The sequence below is a fragment of the Kitasatospora sp. NPDC101108 genome (assembly GCF_055584725.1).
In genome coordinates this window covers 124,815-149,524 of the sequence record NZ_JBVJLM010000014.1, presented here as the reverse complement: position 1 = coordinate 149,524, position 24,710 = coordinate 124,815, and the positions used below count along the sequence as shown (strand labels likewise).

The window sequence follows — 24,710 nt, the reverse complement described above, 5'->3', positions numbered from 1 at the left end:
GCGCTGCGGAAGCCGCGGCGCGGGCGGCCTACTCGCGGTAGTCGTCCTCGTCGAGCTGGACGATCCGGTTCTGCTCGGCGGCGTCCGCGACGTCGGTGGCCGGGTCCGCTCCGAGGGCCCGGCGCTCGGCGACCTCGTCGTACTCGTCGCTGGTGGTCTCCTCCTCGTCGGGCTCGACGGTCTCGACGGCCTCGTCGATCAGGTACTCCTCGTGGTCCTGCGGCATGGTGTCCGTCCTCACTGTCGGAAACTCCCAGGGCCCGGATGGCGTACTGGCAGTATCCGTCGCCGGGCGCGCGGACGCGACGCGCCGGGGCCGCTCCGGCGTGTTGCTCCGGCCGTGCCGCCGGGCTCGCAATTGACCCATGGATCCTGCCTCCGAATGACCCATGGCAGGGGTGCATTCTGCTCCTAGGGTCGTAGCCATGACGACGAACGAGATCACCACCGCCCCCGCCCGCCTCGACTACGCCCGCACCGTCCCCAAGGTGTTCCGCGCGATGATCGCCCTGGACGCCGCCGCCCGCGAGGGCCTGGACCCGGCACTGGTCGAGCTGGTGCAGATGCGCACCTCGCAGCTGAACAACTGCGCGTACTGCCTGGACATGCACGCCAAGGACGCCCGCAAGGCCGGCGAGACCGACGAGCGGATCTATCTGCTGCCGGTCTGGCACGAGGCCCCGGCCGGGGTGTACAGCGAGCGCGAGCGGGCCGCGCTCGCGCTGGCCGAGGAGATCGTGCGGATCGACGGCGGGGTCTCGGACGCGGTGTACGCCCGGGCCTCCGAGCACTTCGCGGAGGCGGAGCTGGCGCAGCTGATCTCGGTGTGCTTCACCATCAACACCTGGAACCGGATCAACGTCGCCACCCGCAAGGCCCCGGGCATCCGCTAGCCGTGGCCACCGCGGCACGCCGGGCCCGGCCCGGTGGTCCCCGGTGTCCGGCCCCTCCGGCCCGCCTGCTCCCTCTGGCCCGTCCGGTCCGTCCGGTCCGCTCGGTCCGCTCGGTCCCTTCGCCCGGGGGTCGGCGCACGGGGCCGGGCGGGCCCGCACCGCGGGGCCGGGCGGAACGCGCCGCAGGCCACCGGGGGTACGATCGGTGCCGTACCCAGGGCTTACCCACACCCACCCGGTGGCCCCGAGGCCCATACCGACGACGGGGAAAAGATGTCCGGCTCGCACTACTTCTCCAGTGCACCCGAGGTCGCCAGCGAGCGCCGGCCGATCACGGTCTCGCTGCCGGACCTGACCCTCGAACTGACCACCGACACCGGGGTGTTCTCGCACGGTCGGCTCGACCCGGGCACCCGGATCCTGTTGGAGCACGCCCCGCAGCCGCGGGTGCGCGGCCCCATCCTGGACGTCGGCTGCGGCTACGGCCCGATCGCGCTGACCTGGGCGACCAGGCGCAGGCGGCTGCCGGTGTGGGCGGTGGACGTCAACGAGCGCGCGCTGGAACTGGTCCGGCTGAACGCCGAGGCACTGCGGCTGGGCAACGTCCAGGCCGCGCTGCCGGACGACGTCCCCGAGGACCTCCGGTTCGCCACCATCTACTCCAACCCGCCGATCCGGATCGGCAAGGCCGAGCTGCGCCGCCTGCTGACCCGCTGGCTCGGCCGGTTGACCCCGGACGGCTCGGCGTTCCTCGTGGTGCAGAAGCACCTGGGCTCGGACTCGCTGCAGAAGTGGCTCAACGAGCAGGGCTACCCGACCTCCCGGGTCACGTCGGTCAACGGGTTCCGGATTCTGGAAGCGCGGCCCCGCCCGGACATGGGCGAGGGTTCGGAGAGTGGACGGGGAACGACGTCGTGAAGCAGCTGCGCGGGACCGAACTGAAGCGACTGCACCGATCGTGGCGGCGCAGCAACGAGTTCCGGCTCGCGATGATCCTGGAGAACCTGCAGTCGCCGTTCAACGTCGGCTCGGTGGTCCGGACCGGGGCGGCGATGGGCGCCGAGAAGCTGTACCTGACCGGGGACACCCCGTCGGTGCGCTCGTCCGGTGCGCAGAAGGCCGCCATGGGCACCGACAAGTACCTGAAGGTGGAGCACTTCCCGACGGTCGCCGAGGCGGTCGCGGCCGCGAAGGCGGACGGCTTCAAGGTGGTCGGGCTGGAGCTGGCGGACGAGGCGGTGCCGATGTTCGCCGCCGAGCTGACCCCGGCGGTGGCCTTCGTGCTCGGGCACGAGGACCGCGGGATCACGCCCGAGGCGCTGGCGCTCTGCGACCAGGTGGTGTTCGTGCCGCAGCTGGGCCGGGTCGGCTCGCTGAACGTCTCGGCGGCCGCGACGGTGGCCTGCTACGAGGCGCGCCGCCAGGGGTACGCGCTCAGCGGCACTCCCGACGGGAGCGACGCCGGGAGCGACGCCGTGGGCGACCTCGCGGGCGACTTCGGCGACGAGGACTGAAGCGGACTGACGAGGGCCGGCCGGGCCTGACGTCGGATCAGATGGCCGGAGGGGTGTGCCGATAGGCCCACCCCTCCGGCGTTTTCCGTGCCGGGAGCCCCCGGATATCTGCCGAACGGCAGATGTGCGGACGCGGCCCGGACGGAAGCATTTCGGGCGTGACCGAACTCCAGATCCTCGACCTCACCAAGGAGTACCGCGGCGGCAAGCGCGCCGTGGACTCCTTCACGCTGACGCTCCGGCCCGGCGTGCTCGGCCTGCTCGGTGCCAACGGCGCCGGCAAGTCGAGCCTGATGCGCATCCTGGCCACGGTCACCCGGCCCACCTCGGGGCGGGTGCTGTGGGAGGGGGTGGACATCGCCCGCCGGCCCGGGCCGCTGCGCCGTGCCGTCGGCTACCTGCCGCAGGACTTCGGCGTCTACCCGCAGCTCACCGCTCGCGAGTTCCTCGCCTACCTGGCCGCCGCCAAGGGGCTGCGGCGGCGCTCCGCCCGCGCCCGGATCGAGGAGTTGCTCGACCTGGTCAACCTCTCGGACGCGGCCGGGCAGCGGCTGGGCGCGATGTCCGGCGGAATGCGCCAACGCGTCGGCATCGCCCAGGCGTTGCTCAACGACCCGGCGCTGCTGGTCGTCGACGAGCCGACGGTCGGGCTCGATCCCGAGGAGCGGCTGCGCTTCGGCAGTCTGCTGAGCGGGCTCGGCACCGACCGGATCGTCGTGCTCTCCACCCACATCGTCCCGGACGTGTCGGCCACCGCCGACCGGATCGCGGTGATGGGCGCCGGGCGGCTGCTGCACCACGGCAGCGCGGACGAACTGCTGCGCAGCGCCGAGGGCGCGGTCTGGGAGCTGACCGTCCCGGCCGACCGAGTCCCGCCGCTGCGCTCGCGGTTCCTCCTTGGCGGCACCACCCGCACCCCGCAGGGCGTCCGGGCGCGGGTGCTGTCCCGGCACGCACCCGCCGCCGAGGCGCGGCCGGTGCCGCCCCGGCTGGAGGACGCGTACCTGCTCCTCACCGCCGACCGGGCCGCGACGGAGCAGGTGGCCGCATGGTGACGCGCGTCGGGGCCCTGGCCCTGGCCGACTTCCGGGAGCGCCGACGGCGGCCCGGCTACCTGGTCGTGCTGCTCGGCACGCTCGCGCTCGGACTGCTGGCCGCGCCGGTGGGCGACTCCCGCTGGGAGGTCTTCCAGGTGACGGACCTGCAGGGCCGCTACACCAGCGGCTACGTGGGGACGGTGACGGCGCTCGGCGGCGCGGTCTGGCTCTCGCTGGCGGGCTTCGGGATCGCCCGGGGCACCATCGGGCGGGACGAGCGGAACGGCGTCGGCCGGCTCCTCGCCGCCACCCCGTTGAGCCGGATCGGTTACCTGGCGGGCAAGTTCGTCAGCAACCTGCTGCTGTTCGGCTCGATGCTGCTCGCGCTGGCGGGTACGGCGGTCGCGGTGCAGCTGATCAAGGGCGACTCCGACCAGGTGGACGCGGTACGGCTGCTGCTGCCGTACGTCCTGATCACCCTGCCGCTGCTGGCGGCGGTGGCCGGGTGCGCGGTGCTGTTCGACACGGTGCCAGGCCTGCGCGGCGGGCTGGGGGCGGCGGTCTGGTTCGCGGTCTGGCTGGTCCTCGTACTGGGCGCGCAGGCCGGCGGCGGGCCGGACCTGCTGGGCATGCAGCGGATCACGGCCTCGATCCGGCAGGTGCTCGCGGCAGGCGGGCGACCGGCCGACGGGGTGGAGTTCGGCGTGGGCCTGACGGCGGACAACCGGGTGCTCGGCACCTTCGACTGGCCCGGCCTCGGGCTGGGCGAGGCGTCCGGACCGGCGGCCACGGGGGTGCTGCTGGTTGGTGCGGCGGTGGGGATCGCGCTGCTCGGGGCGCTGTGGTTCCGGCGCTTCGACGGGCCCCGGGCCCATCCGGGCGCCGGGACGCTCGGGTCGCTCAGGCCCTTCGGGTCGCTCGGATCCCTCGGGTCCTTCGGGGCGGCCCGGCCGAGCGCCTCGACCGGCTCGACCGGCTCGACCGGCCCGGACGGTCCGGCCGGAGGCGCGGCGGCGTCCCCGACCGGCCCGGCGGGCTTCGCCCTGGACCCGACCCGGCTGACCGCTCCCCGCCAGGGGCGGATCGGGTACGACGCGCTGCTCGGGGAGCTGCGGATCCTGGTGCGGGGGCAGCGGCTCTGGTGGGCCGGGGTGGCCGTGCTCGCGATGGCGGCGGCGGCCGTGACCCCGGACGGGCCGAGCCACGCGGTGCTGCCGTTCGCGATGCTCTGGCCGATGGCGCTCTGGTCCCGGATGGGCCACCGGGCCGACGGCGGCAGCATCGACCAGCTGCTCGGCGCCTGCCCGTCCCCGCTGCGCCGGGGTCTGGCCGGTCTGCTCGCGGGGATCGTCCCGGCGCTGGCGGTGGCGGCCGTCCCCGCCCTGCGACTGGTCGGCGCCGGGCAGGCCCGGGCGGCGGCCGGCGCGCTCGCGGGCGCCCTGCTGATCCCCGCCCTGGCGCTGCTCTGCGGCGGCCTCACCCGCGGGCCCCGGCTGTTCCAGACCGTCTACCCGCTGCTCTGGTACGGGATGATCAACCACGTCTCCGGGCTGGACTTCCTCGGCGTCTCCGGAGATCGCGCCCCGGCCCCGTCGGCGGTCGCGGGCCTGGCCGCCGCGCTCGCCGCGGCCGCCCTCGCCCTGGACGCGATACGCCACGCCGTCCGGTGACACGCCACTCGGTGCGCCGGGCGGAGGAGGGACGGTTCCCCCGCCGGGGGGAGCCGGTCCCTTCCCGTGGCGGAGGCCGCGACCAGGGGTGGGCTGGGAGCTTGGAGGCAGCCGGGTAGCCGGCCGACTCCCTTCTCCTCATGGAGGATTGACCATGCGCAAGCCCACCGCCGCCGTCGCGCTCACCACTGCGGCCGTGGCCCTGGCCGCGGTGACCGCGGGCACCGCCTCGGCAGCGCCCGTACCGGCCCAACGCCCCGCCACGCACCTCACGCTGCACAGCTGGACCCTGCTCAACGACCACGGCCCGGGCCCCACCCCGGGCGAGCGGCTCACCGCGCAGGTCAGCGCCCGCACGGTCGACGGCCGCGCCCGGGGGCACGTGGTGGTGCAGCACGTCTTCGAGACGTCCGGCACGGTCCGGGCCGAGTTCGACGTCGACTGCCTGACCGTCGACGGGAACGGCGCCATCACCGTGACCGGGCCCATCTCGAAGACCGTGGTCACCCCGCTCGGAGGAAAGCCGTACCTCTTCGACGAGGGCCACCACCCCGAGGCCGGCCTCACCTTCTACCCGACCGACGAGCAGCACCAGCGCCGGGTCGGCTGGAGCCGGACCGACCCCGACCTGCACTCCGAGGTCGTCACCTGCGGTGCGGTCCCGGCCAGTCTCTGGGTCGTCGACGGTGGGACCGTGCTGCGGCGGTGACGGTACGGCCCGCGCCCGTGGGATCCGCCCCGCCCCTGTCCGTCCGACGAGCACAGCAGCGGACTGATCGTCAACCCATCGTCACTGTCCGGGATTTGCGGTAACGTCGCCCGCGCCGACTATGCCGTGTTTCAGGCGGGGTCATCGGAATCACCGGGCCCCCGACCGAGAGTGCGGCCCGCGCGGCGTGCGAGCCAACGCGGTCGCCCCGGATCCGATCGCCACCGACACGGTCGGCGACCTGCCCGGGGCCGCGCTGGAACGGATGGGGGAACGTTGCGCTCGACCGGGTCGGCAAGCCCGAGGTGGGGGCTGATCCGGTCTCCTCCCTGCCGTCCGATCGGGCGACGCACATCGCCGGGCCCGCCTTCGGGATCCACGTCCACGGCGGCGGCACCTTCCGATGGGCAGACGAGTGGGGGCGGAAATGCGGGGAGTGCAAGGTCCGGCGGCCAGAGCCGGCGAGGACCACTACGACGCGATCGTGGTCGGCAGCGGCCTCGGCGGACTGGTCAGCGCGGCCTACCTGGCCGCCGACGGGCGCAGGGTGCTCGTCCTCGAACAGCACGACGTGGCCGGGGGCAACGCCCACGTCTTCCGGCGTCGGCGCAAGTACGAGTTCGACGTGGGCACCCACTACATCGGCGACTGCGGGCCGAACGGCATCCTCCCGGCCATCCTGTCCGGCCTCGGTGTCCGCGACCGGGTGGCCTTCCGCCCGATGGACGAGCAGGGCTTCGACCGGATCATCACCCCCACCGCCACGCTGGACGTGCCGGCCGGCTGGGAGGCCTACCGCGACCGGCTCCGCGCGGCGCTGCCGGAGGAGACCGAGGGGGTCGACCGCTTCGTCCACATCGCCCAGACGGTGTCCGGTGCCACCCGGGAGAGCCTGGTCGGCCACCACATGGTCGAGCTGTTCCGCGAGTTCCCGGACACCATGCGGTGGGCCCGCCGGAACCGGTCCCTGGCCCAGGCCCTGGACCACTGCGGGCTCTCGCCGAAGGCCCGCACCCTGGTCGCCGCCCAGGCCGGCAACTACGGCACCATGCCGGACGGCATCACCTTCGCCGAGCACGCCGCCATGCTCGACCACTACATGCGCGGCGCCTACTACCCGGAGGGCGGGGGACAGACCCTGGTGGCCGCCTTCGTCGAGGCCCTGGAGTCCTACGGCGGCGAACTGCGCACCCGCTGCGAGGTGCGCCGCATCCTGATCGACCAGGGCCGTGCCACCGGTGTCGAACTCGCCGACGGCACCCGGATATCCGCCCCGCTGGTGATCTCCAACGCCGACTACCGCCGCACCGTGCTCGACCTGTGCGGCGGCGAAGAGGCCTTCCCCGCCGAGCTGGTCGCCCGGACCCGCGCCGCCACCATGCGCGGCGGCCTGGTCGCGGTGTACGTCGCGCTCGACACCGAACTGCCCGGCCTGCCCAACGCCAACATCTGGTGGCACGGCAGCGACGACATGGAGGCCGCCTACGCGGCGATGGTCGAGGACTGGGAACGCGACGGCATGGTGGATTCGATCCCCCAGCTGCTGTTCTCCTTCGCCTCCCACAAGGACCCGGGCGCGGCCGCGGTCTGCCCGCCCGGCCACAGCAACTTCCAGCTGATGACCCTCTGCCCGCCCGGCTACGACTTCTGGGGCGTCCGGGGCGGCCCCGTCGACGGCGAACCCTACCGCCGCGACGCCGCCTACCAGGCCCGCAAGCGCCAGTTCACCGAACTGATGGTGACGACCGCCGAGAAGGTGATCGGCCCCTTCCGTGACCGCGTCACCCACCTGGAGGCGGCCACCCCGCTCAGCCAGGAGCGCTACATCCGCGGCACCGGCGGCACCCCGTACGGCATGGCCCGCTGGGGCAACGTCAGCCAGCGGCCGGACGTGCGCACCGACGTCGAGGGCCTCTACGTGGTCGGCCAGAGCATCCGCTTCGGCAGCGGCCTGAGCGCGGTCGCCACCGGCGGAATGGCCGCCGCCGGACAGATCCTCGGCCGCCAGCTGCTGCCCGAAGTGGCAGCCGGCGCCGTCCTCGGCGACCCCGCCAAGCTGCCCGACCGCGGCCCGGACTGGGACCCCCTCCTCGTCTCCCGCGGCCTCGCCCGCCGCCACGCCAAGGGCTTCGCCCGCCTCGGCTGACCCCGCCCCCACGCGACGCCCGCCCCTCCCCGGAGCGGGCGTCGCGCCGTTCCACTCCCCCACCCACCTCGACCACCAGCAGCCCAGCCTGCCGCCCAAGCAATGCAAAAGGCCCGGTCAGAAACCTGACCGGGCCTTCCTTCACTGAGCCGCCTGCGGGATTCGAACCCGCGACCTACGCATTACGAGCCCGAGAGTGATCATGCTAGCTGCTGCCAGCATCGACCACTTGATGCTGAACCTGCAGGTCAGGGCGATGCGCCGTGATCCATGGCCCCGCCCGAACCGGCACGTGTTTCCCCGTCCGCTCACGCATCGCTCACGCAGATCAGCCTCGGCAGGCATGCACAGAACGATCCGCGACAGCGCCTGGCGACGCGCACGTTGGACGCCACTCATCAAGTGATCGCCGCCGAGAAGGGCTGTTGTCGTCGAGCTGGCCGAGAGGCCTCATCGTCGCCCCCCTTGGCGTCACTAACAGGACAACTCATGTCCCACATCCTTGGGATAGCGGCCATGCTCGGCCTTGAGGGGAGACTTCGATGCGAACCCATGAAACCTCTCGCCGGGCCGCCGGATCGACAGTGAGACGTGCGGGTCGTCGGCACTGAAGTCGAGGACGGCGCTGTCCGGGCCTGTGGAGAGGCGTCCATGGTGAACACGGTCGCGCCGCTGGACCTTGCGCGCCCAGGCACCGCAGGCCTCGCCGGAGCGCCGCGCCCCAGAGCCGGAGGCCCTTCCCCAGCCGATGGTATGCGTCTGGACGAGGGGACCAGTCGAGGCCACCACTCGCCTGAATCGCTTGGCGTCCTAAACTCACCCGTCCTACATCTCGACGGCGTTCACCTCTGGCGGCGCGGCGGCCAACGGCCGCCGCGCCGGACAGGTCTCTGGCACGCAGCCGTGGCCGACGCGCGCGGTGCCGTTGTCGAGGCGGAGAAGGACGGCGAGCACGCAACCATCGGCCACCCCGAGTTCGAGCGCGTGGCGGCGCAGGCTGGAGATCTGGGCGCTGCTGGTGCCGCGCCGCACAACGATCGGCGAGTGGTCGCCGGGAGTCGTGAACGCACGGCCCATCGGGGCCCTGCGCAGCCCGAGCCGCCAGGTCAGCCACGTGTGCACGTTGACACCGCTGCCACGCAGGATGTCCCCGGTTACAAGAATTCGCATGCCGAGGACCTCGCCTTCGACAGCCATCGTGTCCGGCTGGACCGGTTCTTCCTCCTCGAAGGGGCGCGCGCCACGTGAAACGAGATCGACCAAGCCGTCGAGGGTCTCACCGAGCTGGTCGCTGAGCAGGCACTGCTTCAGGCGCCATGGGGTGACCGGGTACAGCTCAGTTACCTTGGCGAATAGCTGCGCGCGGGAGAGGGGGCCCGACTCGGTGACCACCGAGACCATCGCCTCCACCGCACTGGCGTACGGGGATGCGCGCAGGTGCGTCCACTCGACCAGAGACCAGGTGCCCTCGGGGCGGGTCTGGCGGAAGCGGTCATCACGGCGCAGTGCCTCCCGTACGGCCGCGGTGGTCGTCGCGCCCATTGGGGCGAGCAGCTCGTCGGCCCGACACGGGCGCCCCGTCTCCAGCAACCATAGGTACGCCGCGTCGCGTCTCCGTGCTTTGCGGCGGACCCAGTGCCCGTTGGGGCTCAGAGCGAGCCGCGACTCGGAGTGGCTCAGCAGCCGCTGCAGAGGGAGCCGTGCGGGCAATCCCGCCTCGGAGGCCGCTTGGCTGAGGTCGTCGCTGCGGAAAGGCGCCGTGTCGACCAGGCGACGTAGGGCGCCATTCAGTATCCCCGGGTCGACGCTCCACCACCCCCTCAACGGCCCCGCCCACGTCCGCGGCGCGGCCAGCCCCGCTGCTATCAGCAGCTCGTCCAGCAACAAGTGGTCGACGACCCCGAGCGTCGTGGCGTAGTCCTCCCGCGGGGCGGCCACGCCCGCGCCCATCGCGCGCAGTTTCTCCCGCCACCCGTCGTGGAACATGTCCGCCGCCACCACGAGCCACCTTCTCGTCCCGCTCTGGATCTGGCGCACGCGCTCGCGGCTCAGCCCCAGCAGCGCTCCGACCTCGTCCAGAGTCCGGCCCTTGGACCGGCCCTCGATGACGGCTCGCTCGCGCTCATCGAAGACCCCTGACTCCCACGCCCTGACCAGCCATTCGCCCCTCGACCACTCGTCCCCCACCGAAACCCCTCACATCTCGCTGAAGTAGACGACCCGCACGCCGAGAAACTTAGCCATGCGCTGGTGCTCCTCCTTCGTCTCGGGCGACACGGGGTCGCGGAACGGATCGACGACGCAGATCGTCCAGGGCCAGGTCTCACCAGTGGACCGATCCAGGATGGCGGGCCACACGAGGTGCTTGAGGTTCGCCGCCGTGCCGGCCACGAAGTGCTGCTCTTCGTCTTCAGTCCCGACTTCGCGGACTCTCGCGCGCATCGGCTTCTGTCGCGTAGTGTCCGGGATGATCTCCCAGCCGGGTCCGTAGATCGCCAGGACCATCTGCTCGAGCGTTGCCGCCGGACGGGTCACATACTTGGCGTACTTGCCCTCCCCGCGCCTAGCCCGCTCGTACTCCTTCATAGGGCAGTCCTTCAGCCACGGGCGGATGTTGGCCTGCTGCCCCACGAAGCCGAGGAGGCGGCCGCCGATCTCCGGATCTTCTGTCCATTCCTGGTACAGGCGGGTGCGGTCCGCGTCCTGGAGGTGCGGCCACTGGGCCTCGTCGGCCTGGGCGTAGATCCGGGTGACCAGGGCCTTCTCGACGGCGGGCGGGATCTTGTAGTCAGTCACAGGATTCCTTTCGGCAGGGGGAACTGGAGTCGGACCTCGTCCGCCGCGGTCTCAAGGTCGGCGGCATCCTGGATCCACATGTCCATGAGGGAACCGACCGTCTCGTCCTGGAACTCGATGCGGGAGACGTGCGGGAGTTCCAAATGCTCGGTCTCCTCGGCCTCCAGCGTCCGGCGCAGGTTCAGCACTGCCGCGGCGCGGCGGATGTCAGTGACGAAGTCGAGGACCTTCAGAGCCTTCTTGCCCGGGCTCAGACGCAGCCCCCGGCCTAGCTGCTGCACGAAAATCCTTCGACTGTGAGTGACGCGAAGGAACGCGATCAGATTCACATCGGGCACGTCGACGCCCTCGTTGAATACGTCCACGCATGTGATCACCGGGACGCGGCCGAGACGGAACTCGTTGAGTAGAACGTCACGGTGACGCTTCGAAAGACCGCTGTGCAGGTGGGAGGCGCTGGACCACGCCGGGTCCGAGATAGCGAGGAGGCCGGCCATGTGCTCGGCGTGCTCAATGGTCTGGCAGAACACGATGGCGCGGGGCTCGACGGTCTCCCGCCAGGTCGCCCGCAGGTGCTCGACGATCTCCTCATCCCGCTGGGGAAGGAACAGACGGCGGTTGAGGTCCTTGATCGAGTAGCCGTGGCGACTGATGTCCTGGACAGCGTCCCAGTCGACGCCATCCGCGTACAGCTTGTAGTCGACGGCCGACAAGTAGCCCGCCGCCATGCCCTCGGCGATGCCCATTTTGAAGCTGGGCTGGCCGAAGCGGGCAGTGATGTCGAACTTGTCGCCACGCCACGGAGTAGCGGTGACTCCGAATCGCCCCGCAGTCCCACACAGATCCAGGAGTTCCGCAAATCTGCCGGTCTCGGCAACGTGGTGGGTCTCGTCGATCATGATGAGGTCGGGTTCATAGCCCACGCGTACGGCGGACAGCGCGGACTCAACGGTCGCGACGACGACGCCGTCGAGGGCCCTGGGCTTGTTCTCGCCGGTGAGGAGACGGGTCGGCACACCCTTCGGGATGTGTCGCCACAGTGCCTTCTCAAGCTGACCCACCAGGTCGCGCATGTGCGCGACGACCAGGACACGCGCGTCCGGACGCGAGGCGAGGAAATTGCCGATGACCTCACCGCCGATGACCGTCTTGCCCAGGCCTGTCGCCAGGACCAGCAGCGCCGTCCCCTCCGCGTCGAGGTCCCGCTCAATCGCGGCTACGGCCCGTTTCTGGTACGGCCTCAGGGCGTAGGGGACGGGTACGCGATCGGGCATCCTCTCACCGATGGCGTCCAAGGTGGCTCCGTGCCACAGGGTGATGTCGACGCCGATCCCCGCCAGCGCCCGTCGCCGTGTCTGAGCAGACGCGGTGATGTCAGTATTGGTGACCAGGACGGCCTTGTCGGCGCGGTAGTAGGTACGGGCGCGCTCGAGGTCGTCGATACCTGCGTCGTCGGCGGTACCGTGCGCCTTCCACTTGCTTTGGAACACCCACTGCTCGTGGTCGCGGACCGCGAGCAGATCGGCGCCGTGGTCGTGGGCACCGTCAATGACGCGGACATCCTGGAAGCCAAGGTGCCACAAGGTTCGTTCGAGCGCCTTGATCAGTCCCTCAGGGCCGCCGTCACGGAGTTCGGCGGCCGTCAGGAACGCGGCGCTCACTCCCCACCTGCCAGTTCATCGCGCAGGAGGGCGATACTCAGGCGGGCACGCCGCAGTTGCGGCGCGGTCGCCTCACCCGCGAAGGTGCCGAGCGTCGCAACATCAGCAAGGCAGCCCGTGACCCGGGCCAGACTCAGGGCCTTCCCGGACGGCGAGGACACCCTGGTGTACGGGCCACGGAAAGCGGCGCCATCCATGAACGCCGCCGGCATCGCCTCGACGAGCCGGACCAGAGCCAGCGCGGGAACGTGGTGGACGAATCCGGAGTCCAGGCCGAGACAGCCGATGAGACCGACCCGTCCGGCGGCGATCATCGCCTCCTCGGTCGCGGTCTTCTCTTCCTTAGAGAGGTGGCCGTAGGCAAGCGTGAAGCCGCCGCTCCGGTCGAGGGCCTCGGCCAGACGCTCGCGGATCTCCCCGAGGAGGTCTCGGGCCTCCGCGCCGACGGTGGTGCCGTCGAGTGCGCTGTCCTGCAGGGACTCGGCGCGGATCGCGGCGACGAGCTGCGACGGGCTCCAGTCGGAGCGCGCCCGCACCTTCAGGATGGCGGCCAGTTCGACCAGGAGGAGATCGGCGTAATCCGTGCCAAACCGACAGAACGCGGCGTGCTCGGGGTCTACAAGGGCGGTGAGCTCGTTGCCGGACCGCTGGTCAAGGAGGACCGGAACGCGCAGCCCGTTGTCATCGAGGAGCCGCTCGCCCGGCGTCAGCAGCAAGGTCCGCACCTTCAGGTAACCGAGTTCGGGGTGCCCGAACGATCGACTCAGGTAGGCGTGTGGCAACGCCGCGCCCTCGTACCGGGCCAGTCGCTCACTACGGGTCTCCGCCCTCTCCTTGATCGCCACAGCCGGGGCGGGCACGGTGGAGACAGCTTTGGCCCCGGTCTCGGGCTTGGCGGTACCAGAGGCGGGGATGTTAGCGGGCATGCCGAGCGCGCCCAGAACCGCCTGCTCGTCGGGCTGGGCCGGTAGGCTGGCGGCCGTCTTCGCTTCTTTGCCCTGCTTCTTGATCTCCTCGTGCCGCAGGACCGCCTGCCACCAGTGATCGTCGGTCTGGAACTCGGAGACGCCTGCCTGAAACTTGCGACCCCAGTCTCGGGTATCCGCGTGGATCGGCTTGTTGCCGTCGCCCGGGACGAGGCAGCGTAGGCCCGCGTCGTTACGGCGGAAACCCTTGAACAAGAGGGCCAGCGGGCTCTCGTTCTCCGTGTAACCGAGCTTCTGAGCACGCTGAGGCTGGAGTGGCGCCAGGCCGCGCAGAACCTCCACGGCGGTGAGCCAGCTGCGGTCGCCGTACTCGAAAGCGTCCTTCTGGTAGGTGACGGGGACGTGGTCGAGGTGAATCTCGCCGATGAGGCGGCCGCCCTGGTGGGCAAGGTCGACCGGATACTCCGGCTCCTCGTTCCCCGCGATCCCGTCGGGGTTGTTCCAGGTGAAGAGCTGCTTGTCCCAACGCAGGATCTTCCGGCCGTTGCGCAGGAAGTCGATCCCGTACTCGGTCTTGTCGAGGTAACGCTGGACGCCGAGCCAGCCGTGGATCCGGCGCTCACGCACCGACAAGTTGCCGCCGCCACAGACCGAGCAAACCTCGCCCGACCCAAGCTGCCACTCCCCACAGTCTCGGCAGGCGATTCCGTCTTGGAGCTTCTCATCGATCGGGATGTATGCGGGGATCCGCTCCTTGCCGTTGTAGAGCACGAAACGGTCATCGCCCCAGCGGCAGTGACGGACCGGCTTGACCCGGGTCCCGCCGACGTAGAGCTCGAAGGGGTGCTCCGTAAGGATCCACGAGTACACCGAGCCCAGGATGTTGCGAAGTGAGGCGCCGTTGCGCCGCAGCCAGTCAGCGCGCGTCACGTGCAGGCGGTCGACGATGATCCTGGTGCCGTGCTGGGACGGGTCGCTCTTCGGCTCGACGATGTCCTTCGCCTCGAAGTCGTCCTTGATCTGGTCGAGGTCGATCTCGACGCCGATCCAGTCCGCGTCACCCGCTCGGGTCGTCAGGATTCGGGTCCGTCGGCCGAGCCGGGCTGTCGAGATGTTGAAGCCCATGCCGAAGAGGCCGAGCTTGTCGTGCATGTCGTTCCCGGACCAGCCGGCCCGTACCGCGCGCGCCAGGCGGTCATGCGACATGCCCCGACCGGTGTCGCGGACCTCCAGAACTCCCTTCGAAGACGACGGCAGAGTCACGCTCACTGTGAAGCCGTCAGGCCACTCCGCCCCCGAGCGAAGGATGTCGAGGAAGTCGTCGAAGGGGTTGTCGACGAGCTCGGCCAGGCACTGCCACTCGTCGAAATCGATCTCGCCCAGCATGCTCAGCACGCGGGAAGAAGGGGTGATCTTCACTCCGGCGGAACCCTCCTGAAGGATCGGGACGCTGTCACGGCGGCCGCGGCGTATGTGGGCACGCCGAAGCCGCCCGACTCTCATGAGTCGAGCATCCGATCCTGAGGGTAGAGGGTGCGACTGACAATCCGTCCGGAGTTTGCGAACCCCGGCGAATCATGCGGCTACCGGAGACGGGCAATGGAGTGACGAACCGTCATGAAGTGGTGTGATTCGGTCGCGGCAGGTGAGGCATGGCTCCGCGGCCGGGGATCTTGCGTGTCTGGCCCCTGACGTGTGCCGCTGCCGGCTCAGGGGGCTCGCGTCCTCTAAACCGCAGCCCCAGCCCTCGGTCAACACAGGACCACCCCGAGGGCTCTGCTCCACTCTCGTGGCTTCCTGGGAGGATGATTCGAGAGCCCGCCGAGGTGACCGTGGCGGAAGACGGGACCACCGAGATCCCGATAGGTGTTCTGGTCGAGGCCGGCCTACACATCGGCGAGCGGTTGCTCGCTTTCAGTGACGGTGACGGCCGGATCACCCTGCGGCGCGCTACAGACGCGGTCGAGGACCTGCTCAGCCACGGCACCCTTTAGCCTCCGCGTCCCGCGCACCACCGCGATGACACGCTGAGCAGCGTCAACGGGGTCCTCGTGCTCCCAGATACGGATAACCGTCCACCCGGCTTCGGAGAGGCGACGGTTCGTCTCCCCGTCCCGTGAGCGGTTGACCTCGATCTTGTCGCGCCAGAACTCAGGATTTCGAGTCGTCGCCGGCCTGTGATGTTCCGGGCACCCGTGCCAGAAGCAGCCATCCACGAACACCGCCACGCGGGCCTTCGTGAACACGAGGTCGGCGGTACGGCGCAGGTCGGGCAGCGGCCGCGTGGATACGCGATACCGCAGCCCCTCACGGTGAATGAGAGAGCGGAGCCTGAGCTCAGGGCCCGTGTCTTTGCCCCGGTTGCCACGCATCGACGCGCGAACCGCGTCCGATGAGGCCCACGAGCCCTGCGGCACGGGTCGGGCACCCACGAGCCCTTTCTCCACCGCCACCTCCCACCCGGCGACGAGGTTCGCCGCTCGGGTGTCCTTGTCGACTTGCCCAAGGTACTTGGTGGGTGAACGGCCCTTGTCGGACCACCGCAAGTAGGCGCGAATGCGTCGAGTATTGGGCAACACCTTGAGTTCGACGGAGGCGAGAGCGTACCGCTCATCATCCAGACGGACATAGCGCCCTTGACGACCACCAGCCGCGCGATCCTGCTCCGCCGCCAGGGCTTCTCTGCTGCGGCCAGCTCGACCCTTCCAGGCATGCTTCGGCGGCGGCTGATCGTTCCAACCGCTCTGCCCACCACGCCGCGTATCGTTCACGATCGCGATTCCACATCATCCAATGCCTCGTGGATGGCCTTAGCGAAGACCTCCCCCAGGCGGACCGGCACAGCGTTACCCAGCTGACGCATCCGCTCCCCGCGCGGCCCCATCAGGTTCCAATCGTCGCCGAACGTCATGACACGGGCGGTCTCTCGGACGGTCATGTACCGGTGAATATGCTCCAGGCGCCCTGTCTCCTGGTTTCGCTCACGCTTGTCCAGGAGCATCACGGACTCGCCTCCCGGAACACCGTGTACGCCGGCCTTCACGGTCTTCGCCGGGTGGTCCAGCACGTTCGGCGTGTGGCCCTGGTAGATCCTCGCACCCGGCCACCCGATGTGGTCCGGGAAGCCCTGCGGCGTCTTCTTGTCCAACTTCTTCAAGTCGATCTCGGGCAAACCGACCAACGCGTCCCTCAGCGTCAGCCACGGCGCCAGAGAGTCTTCGTCATCGATCTGGAGCTCTTCCTGCCCGTACAGGCGCGCGACACCTTCACGGACATGCTTCTCGACGGTTCGGTGCCGATCCCAGTAGGTGTGATCGAGGAAGGACCGGATCAAAGACCGCTTGGAGTGCGTCTCCTTGACCGCTTCCTCGAACTTCTCGCGATCCACACCAAGGTCGGCCCGAAAGGCCACGAGGATAACGCGATTCCGAATCTGCGGCACCCCATAATCGGCGGCGTTCACAGGGAACTCGAAGACCTCGTACCTCTGCGTCGGGTCCGTGTCCTTCGCCCGCAGCCGCTCCTGCAGCAGCCGATCGTGCTCCTGCCATGTCGTATCAGCGCGCTCCACGAAGGGCAGCTCCAGCTCGCGCTTGATGTACTTGAAATACGGGGCGAAAGACTGACGCAGCAAGCCACGGACGTTCTCGCAAAGGACCGCCTTCGGCCTGATCTCCCGCACGGCCCGGAACATCTCGGGGAACATGTTCCGCTCGTCCTCGTCTCCCTTGGCGACGCCGCCGAGACTGAACGGCTGGCACGGTGGGCCGCCGGCCAGGAGATCGACCTCGTGCTCTCCCAGGTAGGTCATGTTCAGCTTGCGGACATCACCCATGACCAGCGGAGTCTTGTGCTTGTCGGTCTTCTCCTCCCCCTCCTTCAGCTCTTCCGGCACGGGAGGAGACGACCCTTCCGGGTAGGCCACGAAGTCGTTCGCCTTCAACGTCTCACACGCCCACTTCGCGTACTCATTCACGAGGAGATGGCGGAAGCCGGCGTTCGTGCCAGCCTGCACCAGCCCACCGCCTCCGGCGAACAGTTCGACCGACGTCCGTGCCATGTTTCACGCTCCTAGCAGATCAGTACGGGTAAAACCATACCGCGGAGTTGGTGATCATGGTGCCATTATGGCCAAAATCTTCACCACGGGGCGACTACAGTTCCTTCGATGACCCACGTCTCCCCAACCGTCGCGGGCCGAGGCAGGGGGAGACCGAGCCCAGCGAAGGAGTCCGTCCCGTGACCGAGTCCAGCGATCGCGGTCGTCGGGATCGATCCGCGGAGTCCGGGCGCGACCGCATCTACGACCCGCTGCGACGTGAGAACCTCGGGCGAAGCGTGCTCTGGGCCCTGGTGTCGTCGAAGCCGGTACCCCTCGGCCACATACCCGACTTCCGCGGCTCCGGCATCTACGCCATCTACTACGCGGGACCCCACGAGCTGTACACCCGCATCTCCTCCACGAAGTGCGACGTGCCCATCTACGTGGGCAAGGCCGATCCAGAGGGAAGCCGCAAGGGCCAGAACGTGGGCGCGGCCTGGGAAGGCACCAAACTGCGGGACCGGCTCAGGCAGCACTCCCGCAAGATCGACAAGGCGCTGGACCTCGATCTCAGCGACTTCTTCGCGCGATACCTACCCGCCGATGATCTCTTCACACCCATGGCTGAACGGCTGATGATCAGCGACCTACAACCCGCGTGGAACGTGGTGTTGGAAGGGTTCGGTGTCAACCAACAGGGGTCAGGTCGCGAGGACAAGCAGCTTCGGCCGAAGTGGCACGAGGTGCACCGCGGTATCGATTGGGCGGATGCCATGCCCGCGCAACCGGGGGGACCGGAGCCTTTGCGCGCGGCGATAGTCGCTCACTTGGAGCGTCACGGCTCGGCTCCTTCCTCCTCCGACGGCGAACCAGGTCAACCCGGCCTAACGGATCTCAGCCTGATCTGAGCGCACGGTGCTCACCTCGCGCGGCCATGGGCCTGATCCACCTGTACGCGGTCATCTCCGAGTCCTCCATCCCGACCCCGGTCGCCGCCACGCGCGACGCTTCGCTCTGGAGAACGACACACGCCTGGGGTGGGTGACCGCCGATCAGGCTCCTCGGCTCGCCCACCCTACGCAGCAGCGGCGGCGACAGCTACGGGCCTGACGCCCCAGCCCGGTCCCGTGATGGTCCGGACGCCGCAGCAGACGGGCGCGTTCCTCGACTACGTGGCTGCCGACCGCTTGTACGCGATGTGGCACGTGATCGCCTTCCGCGGGCTTCGCCGGGGCGAGGCGTGCGGCCAGCCGTGGTCCGAGACCAATCTCGACAACAGCTCGCTGACCGTGACGGCCCAGCTCGTGCAGGACGGGTGGGAGGTCGAGGAGTCCGCCCCCAAGACCGACGGGAGCTTCCGGACCGTGGCGCTGGACGACGACACGGTGGCCGTCCTGCGGCGTCACCGCGAGCGGCAGCAGAAGGAGCGGGCCAACTGGGGGCCGGCCTGGAAGGACACCGGCCGGGTCTTCACCAACGAGGACGTTAGCGCGTCACTGACGCCTGCCCACACGCCAAGGAACGGCAAAAGACCCAGGTCACGGGCTATGTGACCTGGGCCTTCTCTGAGCCGCCTGCGGGATTCGAACCCGCGACCTACGCATTACGAGTGCGTTGCTCTGGCCAACTGAGCTAAGGCGGCACCGTTGCCACGTGTGGTGGCAACGCGGGTCAGTCTACACAGGTTCGCAGGTGATCCGTAGCCGGGGTGGTCGGGGGCGGGTGGGGGGTGGGTGAGGGGCGGATGGTTGTCGCTTCAAGCGATCGCCGGTACGACGTTACGATGAGCGGCCCCCTGTCACCCCTCCCCCACCTGCGGAGCGCACCGTGTTCGGTGTCAACGACCTGGCGACGTACGTCCTCGGCGCCCTCGTCATCATCCTGCTGCCCGGCCCCAACTCGCTGTACGTGCTGTCGGTCGCCGCCCGCAAGGGCATCCGGACCGGGTACCGGGCCGCGGCGGGCGTGTTCGTGGGTGACCTCACGCTGATCAGCCTGACCTCGCTGGGGGCCGCCTCGCTGCTGAAGGCCAACCCGGCGGTGTTCGCCGTGGTCAAGTTCGGCGGGGCCGCCTATCTGCTGTGGATCGGGTTCGGGATGCTGCGGGCCGCCCGCCAGCTCTGGCGCGAGCGCCGGGCGGAGGCCGCCGACCCGGCGGTCGAGGCGGCGCCGGAGGCGGGTGAGCGGCCGTTCCGGCGGGCGCTGGTTATCAGCCTGCTCAACCCGAAGGCGATCCTGTTCCTGCTGTCGTTCTTCACCCAGTTCGTCGACCCCTCCTACGGGCAGCCCGTGCTCTCCTTCGTCCTGCTCGGCGGCATCCTGCAGACCTTCAGCCTGCTCTACCTCTCGCTGCTGATCTTCGCCGGCACCACGCTCGCCACCGCCTTCCGCCGCCGCAGGCGCCTGTCCGCGACCCTGACCAGCGGTGTCGCCGTGCTGTTCGCGGGCTTCGCCGCGAAGCTGGCGGTCTCCTCCGCCTGACCGACGGCGGCACAACGAGCAGAGCAGCGAGCACGGCGGCGGGCGAGCACGGCTAGGAGTCGCAGCGCTTGCCCTGCTCCGGCGCCTCCCCGGTGAGCAGGAAGCGGTTGACCGCGCCGTCCACGCAGGCGCTGCGCTGCCCGTAGGCGGTGTGGCCGTCGCCGTCGTAGGTGAGCAGCCGACCGGACTCCAGTTGCCCGGCCAGCGACCGGGCCCAGTCGTACGGGGTGGCCGGGTCGCGGGTGGTGCCGACGACGACGATCGGGGCGGCGCCGGCGGCCCGGATGGTGTGCGCCGCGCCGGTGGCCCGGACCGGCCAGTAGGCGCAGGTCAGCGCCATCCAGGCCATGTCGCGCCCGAAGTGCGGCGAGGCCCGCTCGAAGTCCGGCAGGGCCCGCTGGACGTCCTCCGGCGAGCCGAACGGGGCGGGCAGGTCGAGGCAGTTCACTGCCGTGTTGGCGAACATCAGGTTGGGGTAGGAGCCGTCCGCCGCGCGCCCGTAGTAGGCGTCGGAGAGCCTCAGCAGCCCGGTGCCGTCGCCCGCCTTGGCGTCGGTGAGCGCGGTGCGCAGCTGGGACCACAGGAACTCGGCGTACATGGCCTGGATGACGCCGGTGGTGGCCTGGGACCCGGTGAGCCGGCGCCCGTTGTCGGTGCTGGGCAGCGGATCGGCGTGGACGGCCGCGAGCAGGGCGGTGAGCCGGTCGCCGACCTGCTGCTCGGTGCGGCCGAGCGGGCAGTCCTCCCGCTTGGCGCAGTCCTTGGCGAAGGCGGCCCAGGCGGTCTCGAAGCCGCCGGCCTGGGTGCGGTTGCCGGTGACCGAGTCGAGCGCCGGGTCCATCGCGCCGTCCAGCACCACCCGCCCGACCCGGCTCGGGAACAGCCCGGCGTAGGTGGCGCCGAGGAAGGTGCCGTACGACTTGCCGACGAAGTTCAGCCGCTCGTCGCCGAGCAGGGCGCGCAGCACGTCCATGTCGCGGGCCGACTCGACGGTGCTGAGGTGGCCGAGCGCAGGTCCGGCCTGCTTGCGGCAGCCCTCGGCGAACTCCTTGTCGGCGGCGACCAGCGCGTCGACCGCCCGCTGGTTCCCGGGGGCCAGGTCCGCGGCGGTGAAGGCGTCCATCCGGTCGCCGCTCAGGCAACTGACGGGGTTGCTGCGGCCCACCCCGCGCGGGTCGAGGCCGACCAGGTCGTAGCGGGCGTGCACGGCGCGGTCGTACGTCCTGGCGACGGCCTCCAGGTACTCGATCGCCGAACCGCCGGGGCCGCCCGGGTTGAGCAGCAGCGAACCGAGGCGGGGGTCGGCCGAGCCGCTCGTCTCGGCGGTCGCGCGGGCGGCCGAGAGGGTGAGGTCGCCGTCGCCGGGCCGGTCGTAGTCCATCGGCACCCGGAAGGTGGTGCACTCGAACCCGCCGTCGCACGGCTGCCAGGCCGGCTGCTGCGCGTAGTACGGCGCGAGCGCGGCCGGTACGGCGGCGGGCAGCGGCTCCAGCGGGGTGGCGGCGGCGGGCGCGCCGGGTCCGGTGGAGGCGGTGGAGACGGACGGGTCGGGGCCACCGGACGCGACGGTCGGCCCGCTGCACCCGGCCGCCGACACGGCGACCGTCCCGACCGCGAGCACCGCCGCCGCGAGCACCCGCGTCCGGACCGGAACCCAGCCCCGCGCCCGTAGCTGCCCCCAGACCCGCGCCCGCAACCGCACCCTCACAAGCGCCCGCGCCCGCGCCCGCCCGACGGCCCTCATCCAATTCCTCTCCACCACTCCGGGAAACCGAGCAAAGTACGAGAACCGAGAAACGCCGCTGCCCGGCACCCACCCCGGGTACCGGGCAGCGTAACGACGCCCGCGCAGCCGGCGCTCAGGACGCCTTGGCCAGCGTCTCGGCCAGGAACTGCGCCGCCTGCCGGACCAGCCTCAGCCGCTCCCGGTCGGGGGTGTAGTCCTGCACGTTGTCCGAGACCCGCACCTCGGCCTTGGCCGCCGGGCCCGGCCCGGCCTTGAGCGCGTTTTGGAGCTTGCGGGCCGCGTCCAACCCGGCGGCGTCGCCCTTGGCGGCGGCCAGCAGCAGCTTGGCCGAGCTGCCCGCCGGGGCTTCGGCGCCGGCCTGGGCGAGCGAGGCGGCGTCGTAGTGACCGGAGACCGCGGCGGCCGCGCCGTAGAGATCCGGCCTGGCCAGCCCGGCCGCGGCCGCGCAGGGCGCGCCGCCGTCGATCCCGAGGACGCCCCAGGAGGCCGGGCCCGGCTGGAGGGTGCGGAAGGAGGCCGCGACCGTGGCCCGCAGCGTCGCGTCGTCGGCGACGGCGGCCGGGGCGGCGGCGACCAGCTCGCAGGGGTGCGCGGTCCCGTTCGGTGCCTCGGGCGCGACCAGGATAAACGGCCGGACACGACCGGTCTGCAGGGCGGCGCCAACGCCCTCGAAGACGTCCGGCACCTCCGCGTCAGCGGTCTTGCTGGGGGTGGCGGCGTGCATCACCACGACGGGGAAGCGCGCGTTCGACTCCTTGGCGTACTGCGGCGGCAGCCAGACCCGGACGTTGCGCGGCTTCCCGTCGGGCCCGAGCACGGCGGACTGGAGCAGCTCGCCGCCGCCCGGGTGCCCGACGCTGTCGAAGCGGCTGGCCACGACGGACGCCCCGGCGGGTGCCGCGCTCGCGGCCGGCGTCGCGGCGGCCGACCCGGGGGCCGTGGGCGGCGCCGCCTGCTGCCGGACCGCCGCACCCGGGGCCGACCCGGGCCAGGCGCCCGCCCCGGCCGCGTCCACGGCGGACTGCGCCTGATCCGCCCCCGCTCGGTTCCTGCTCAGACCGCCGAACGCCCCGAGCGCGGTGAGCAGCGTCAGCGCGGTGACGCACACCCCGCAGATCATCGCCCCGCCCGCCCGCACCAGCATCGGCAACCGGTCGCCGGCCAGCTCGTAGGTCTCGGCGGCCCGCAGGTCGCGCCAGCGCTGGAGCGCACCGCGCGCCAGCCAGATCCCGCCGAGGGCGGCGGCCAACAGGGGGATGACGAGGAGCGGACGAACCACGGAACGCACCACCTCGGGAGGAGGGCCGACGCCGGACCGGACCCGGTGCCGTACGGGAGGCGACCGCTCCGGCGGCGGGCCCTCCCGGACGGGGAGGCCCGGTGCGGCCGGGGCACAGTCGGCCCCCAGCGTGCACAACGGGTGCGCCGTCACACGCGGGTGTGCCCGGCGAGTATCGCCCGTTCACTCGAAGGTGGGACGCCGGGCCGACTCCGGGAGGCCTACGACGGGCAGCCGGGGCGACTCGGGAAGAGCGGGCGGCGCGGGGAGGGCGAACGGCGCGGGGAACCGGAGCAGCGCGGGGGAGGGCGAACGGCGCGGGGAGGGCCCGCCCGCGGGCGCCTGCGGAAGAGGCGGCCTCAGCCGGCCCGCAGCGCCACCGTCATCGCCTCGACCGCGAGCAGCGGGTCCACGTTGCGGTCCAGCGCCGTGCGGCAGGCGAGCACCGCCTCGATCCGACGCAGCGTGCCCTCCACCGGACCGGCCTGGGCGACCCGGTTCAGGGCCTGCCGCTGGTCCTCGTTGGCGAGCGCGCCGGTGGAGCCGAGCTGGATCGCCAGCACGTCCCGGTAGAAGCCGAGCAGGTCGAGCAGCGCGACCCCGAGGGTCTCCCGGCGGGTGCGGGTGGCGCGGCTCTTCTGCCGCTTCTCCAGCTCCTTGACCGCCCCGGCCATGCCGCGCGGCGCCTTGCCGCCCTCGGCGGCGCCGTAGGCGGCCTTCAGGTCGCCGGTCTCCTTGGCGTCCTGGGTCTCGGCAAGCGCCTCGGCGTCGGCCTTGGCGGTGTCGACCAGGCGCTGGGCGGCGGTCAGGCAGCCCCCGATGTCGGCGACCTCCAGCGGGATCCGCAGCACCTCGGCGCGGCGGGTGCGGGCCTGCTCGTCGACGGCGAGGCGGCGCGCGCGCTCGATGTCGCCCTGCCCGGCGAGCGCGGCCAGCCGGGCGGTCTCCGGGTCGACACCGTCGCGGCGGACCAGCATGTCGGCGACCGCGTCGGCGGCGGGAGTGCGCAGCACCAGCAGGCGGCAGCGCGAGCGGATGGTCGGCAGCACGTCCTGGACGGAGGGGGCGCAGAGCAGCCAGACGGTACGCGGGGAGGGCTCCTCCACGCCCTTGAGCAGCGCGTTGGCGGCGGCCTCGGTGAGCCGGTGGGCGGCGTCCACCAGGATCACCGACCAGCGGCCGCCGGTCGGGTAGCTGGAGGCGCGCAGCACCAGGTCGCGCATGTCGCCGACGCCGATGGACAGGCCGTCGGTCCGCACGTACTTGACGTCGGCGTGGCTGCCGGCCAGCACGGTGTGGCAGCCGTCGCAGAACCCGCAGCCGGGCGTGCCGCCGAGCGCGAGGTCGGGGCTGGTGCACTGGAGGGCGGCCGCGAAGGCGCGCGCCGCGGTGACCTGCCCCGCCCCGGGCGGGCCGGTGAACAGCCACGCATGGGTCATCAGGGAGGCGTTCCCGCCCTGGCCAGGAGCGGCGCCGCGGCCGGCTTCGACCGTCGCCCAGGCCGCCCGGGCCGCGGCGGTCAGCTGGTCGACCACCCGATCCTGGCCCACCAGGTCGTCCCAGACGGCCACTGCTGCTCCCAAGCTCCGTACGGCAGCGCTCCCGGCGCCGATTCCCCGCCGTCGAGCATACGTCTCCGCTCCGACAGCCACTGCTCCGTCCGGGGCACAGGGCTGCGCGGTCACGGGTCGCGCGACCACGGCGCCTGCGCAGCCACGGAGCCCCGGAGCAACGCGGCCACCCGGCCACCCGGCCACCCGGCCACCCGGCCACCCAGCCGGCAGTACGGCAGTACGGCAGTACGGCAGT

19 protein-coding genes, 1 tRNA gene and 1 pseudogene are annotated in these 24,710 nt (G+C 71.2%); 10 read left to right on the top strand and 11 right to left on the bottom strand.

What is annotated here, in order from left to right; all coding sequences use genetic code 11:
• Positions 1-28 precede the first annotated feature (28 nt).
• Complete coding sequence (locus ACZ6Z8_RS27510) at positions 29-226, bottom strand: hypothetical protein (RefSeq protein ID WP_465612707.1); 198 nt, start codon at positions 224-226, stop codon at positions 29-31.
• Between the two features lie 199 nt (positions 227-425).
• Between ACZ6Z8_RS27510 and ACZ6Z8_RS27505 the strand changes: the two genes are divergently transcribed.
• From ACZ6Z8_RS27505 to ACZ6Z8_RS27475, 7 genes are all read left to right on the top strand, one after another.
• Positions 426-893, top strand: a complete 468-nt coding sequence (locus tag ACZ6Z8_RS27505) for a carboxymuconolactone decarboxylase family protein (protein WP_465612706.1) — start codon at positions 426-428, stop codon at positions 891-893.
• A gap of 273 nt (positions 894-1,166) precedes the next feature.
• Entirely contained in the window at positions 1,167-1,811 is a 645-nt protein-coding gene (locus ACZ6Z8_RS27500; RefSeq protein ID WP_465612705.1) for a class I SAM-dependent methyltransferase, read from the top strand.
• Positions 1,808-2,407, top strand: a complete 600-nt coding sequence (locus tag ACZ6Z8_RS27495) for a TrmH family RNA methyltransferase (RefSeq protein WP_465612704.1) — start codon at positions 1,808-1,810, stop codon at positions 2,405-2,407. Before ACZ6Z8_RS27500 ends, ACZ6Z8_RS27495 begins: the two co-directional genes overlap by 4 nt.
• A gap of 158 nt (positions 2,408-2,565) precedes the next feature.
• The gene (locus tag ACZ6Z8_RS27490; RefSeq protein ID WP_465612703.1) at positions 2,566-3,462 is read left to right on the top strand and encodes an ABC transporter ATP-binding protein; all 897 of its coding nucleotides are present in this window, start codon (positions 2,566-2,568) and stop codon (positions 3,460-3,462) included.
• Complete coding sequence (locus tag ACZ6Z8_RS27485) at positions 3,456-5,114, top strand: ABC transporter permease (protein WP_465612702.1); 1,659 nt, start codon at positions 3,456-3,458, stop codon at positions 5,112-5,114. The genes ACZ6Z8_RS27490 and ACZ6Z8_RS27485 overlap by 7 nt, the downstream gene beginning before the upstream one ends.
• 154 nt (positions 5,115-5,268) lie before the next feature.
• The gene (locus ACZ6Z8_RS27480) at positions 5,269-5,823 is read left to right on the top strand and encodes a hypothetical protein (RefSeq protein WP_465612701.1); all 555 of its coding nucleotides are present in this window, start codon (positions 5,269-5,271) and stop codon (positions 5,821-5,823) included.
• Between the two features lie 427 nt (positions 5,824-6,250).
• Positions 6,251-7,969: a phytoene desaturase family protein gene (locus ACZ6Z8_RS27475; RefSeq protein ID WP_465612700.1), complete on the top strand. Its 1,719-nt coding sequence runs from the start codon at positions 6,251-6,253 to the stop codon at positions 7,967-7,969.
• A gap of 825 nt (positions 7,970-8,794) precedes the next feature.
• On the opposite strand, the gene ACZ6Z8_RS27470 is transcribed toward ACZ6Z8_RS27475, so the two are convergent.
• The 6 genes from ACZ6Z8_RS27470 to ACZ6Z8_RS27445 all read right to left on the bottom strand — a co-directional run bounded on the left by ACZ6Z8_RS27470 (position 8,795) and on the right by ACZ6Z8_RS27445 (position 17,412).
• Positions 8,795-10,156: a sigma factor-like helix-turn-helix DNA-binding protein gene (locus ACZ6Z8_RS27470; protein ID WP_465612699.1), complete on the bottom strand. Its 1,362-nt coding sequence runs from the start codon at positions 10,154-10,156 to the stop codon at positions 8,795-8,797.
• 9 nt (positions 10,157-10,165) lie between these two features.
• Positions 10,166-10,765: a hypothetical protein gene (locus tag ACZ6Z8_RS27465; protein ID WP_465612698.1), complete on the bottom strand. Its 600-nt coding sequence runs from the start codon at positions 10,763-10,765 to the stop codon at positions 10,166-10,168.
• Positions 10,762-12,426 carry a DEAD/DEAH box helicase family protein gene (locus tag ACZ6Z8_RS27460; RefSeq protein ID WP_465612697.1) on the bottom strand — a complete coding sequence of 555 codons (1,665 nt, stop codon included), beginning with the start codon at positions 12,424-12,426 and terminating at the stop codon, positions 10,762-10,764. Before ACZ6Z8_RS27460 ends, ACZ6Z8_RS27465 begins: the two co-directional genes overlap by 4 nt.
• Positions 12,423-14,771 carry an ATP-binding protein gene (locus tag ACZ6Z8_RS27455; protein ID WP_465612696.1) on the bottom strand — a complete coding sequence of 783 codons (2,349 nt, stop codon included), beginning with the start codon at positions 14,769-14,771 and terminating at the stop codon, positions 12,423-12,425. The genes ACZ6Z8_RS27460 and ACZ6Z8_RS27455 overlap by 4 nt, the downstream gene beginning before the upstream one ends.
• Before the next feature lie 467 nt (positions 14,772-15,238).
• Positions 15,239-16,123, bottom strand: a complete 885-nt coding sequence (locus ACZ6Z8_RS27450; protein ID WP_465612695.1) for a very short patch repair endonuclease — start codon at positions 16,121-16,123, stop codon at positions 15,239-15,241.
• On the bottom strand, positions 16,120-17,412 hold the full coding sequence (locus ACZ6Z8_RS27445) for a DNA cytosine methyltransferase (RefSeq protein ID WP_465612694.1): 1,293 nt from the start codon (positions 17,410-17,412) through the stop codon (positions 16,120-16,122). The genes ACZ6Z8_RS27450 and ACZ6Z8_RS27445 overlap by 4 nt, the downstream gene beginning before the upstream one ends.
• Before the next feature lie 179 nt (positions 17,413-17,591).
• Between ACZ6Z8_RS27445 and ACZ6Z8_RS27440 the strand changes: the two genes are divergently transcribed.
• Together ACZ6Z8_RS27440 and ACZ6Z8_RS27435 are read left to right on the top strand one after the other, a co-directional pair.
• Positions 17,592-18,302, top strand: a complete 711-nt coding sequence (locus ACZ6Z8_RS27440) for an Eco29kI family restriction endonuclease (protein WP_465612693.1) — start codon at positions 17,592-17,594, stop codon at positions 18,300-18,302.
• 207 nt (positions 18,303-18,509) lie between these two features.
• A pseudogene (locus ACZ6Z8_RS27435) lies at positions 18,510-18,884 on the top strand (site-specific integrase); the annotation flags it as partial.
• Positions 18,885-18,962: 78 nt separating this feature from the next.
• Here ACZ6Z8_RS27435 and ACZ6Z8_RS27430 read toward each other — a convergent pair.
• A tRNA-Thr gene (locus ACZ6Z8_RS27430) sits at positions 18,963-19,036 on the bottom strand.
• A gap of 185 nt (positions 19,037-19,221) precedes the next feature.
• Here ACZ6Z8_RS27430 and leuE point away from each other — a divergent pair.
• Positions 19,222-19,875, top strand: coding sequence for a leucine efflux protein LeuE (leuE, locus tag ACZ6Z8_RS27425; protein ID WP_465612692.1), 654 nt, complete (start codon positions 19,222-19,224; stop codon positions 19,873-19,875).
• 52 nt (positions 19,876-19,927) lie between these two features.
• Here the strand turns inward: leuE and ACZ6Z8_RS27420 are convergent, their stop codons facing one another.
• The 3 genes from ACZ6Z8_RS27420 to ACZ6Z8_RS27410 all read right to left on the bottom strand — a co-directional run bounded on the left by ACZ6Z8_RS27420 (position 19,928) and on the right by ACZ6Z8_RS27410 (position 24,472).
• Positions 19,928-21,511 (bottom strand): alpha/beta hydrolase, encoded by a 1,584-nt coding sequence (locus ACZ6Z8_RS27420; RefSeq protein ID WP_465612691.1) that lies wholly within the window; start codon positions 21,509-21,511, stop codon positions 19,928-19,930.
• Positions 21,512-21,734: 223 nt separating this feature from the next.
• On the bottom strand, positions 21,735-22,901 hold the full coding sequence (locus tag ACZ6Z8_RS27415) for an alpha/beta hydrolase (RefSeq protein WP_465612690.1): 1,167 nt from the start codon (positions 22,899-22,901) through the stop codon (positions 21,735-21,737).
• A gap of 359 nt (positions 22,902-23,260) precedes the next feature.
• Positions 23,261-24,472, bottom strand: a complete 1,212-nt coding sequence (locus ACZ6Z8_RS27410) for a DNA polymerase III subunit delta' (protein ID WP_465612726.1) — start codon at positions 24,470-24,472, stop codon at positions 23,261-23,263.
• Positions 24,473-24,710: the final 238 nt, after the last annotated feature.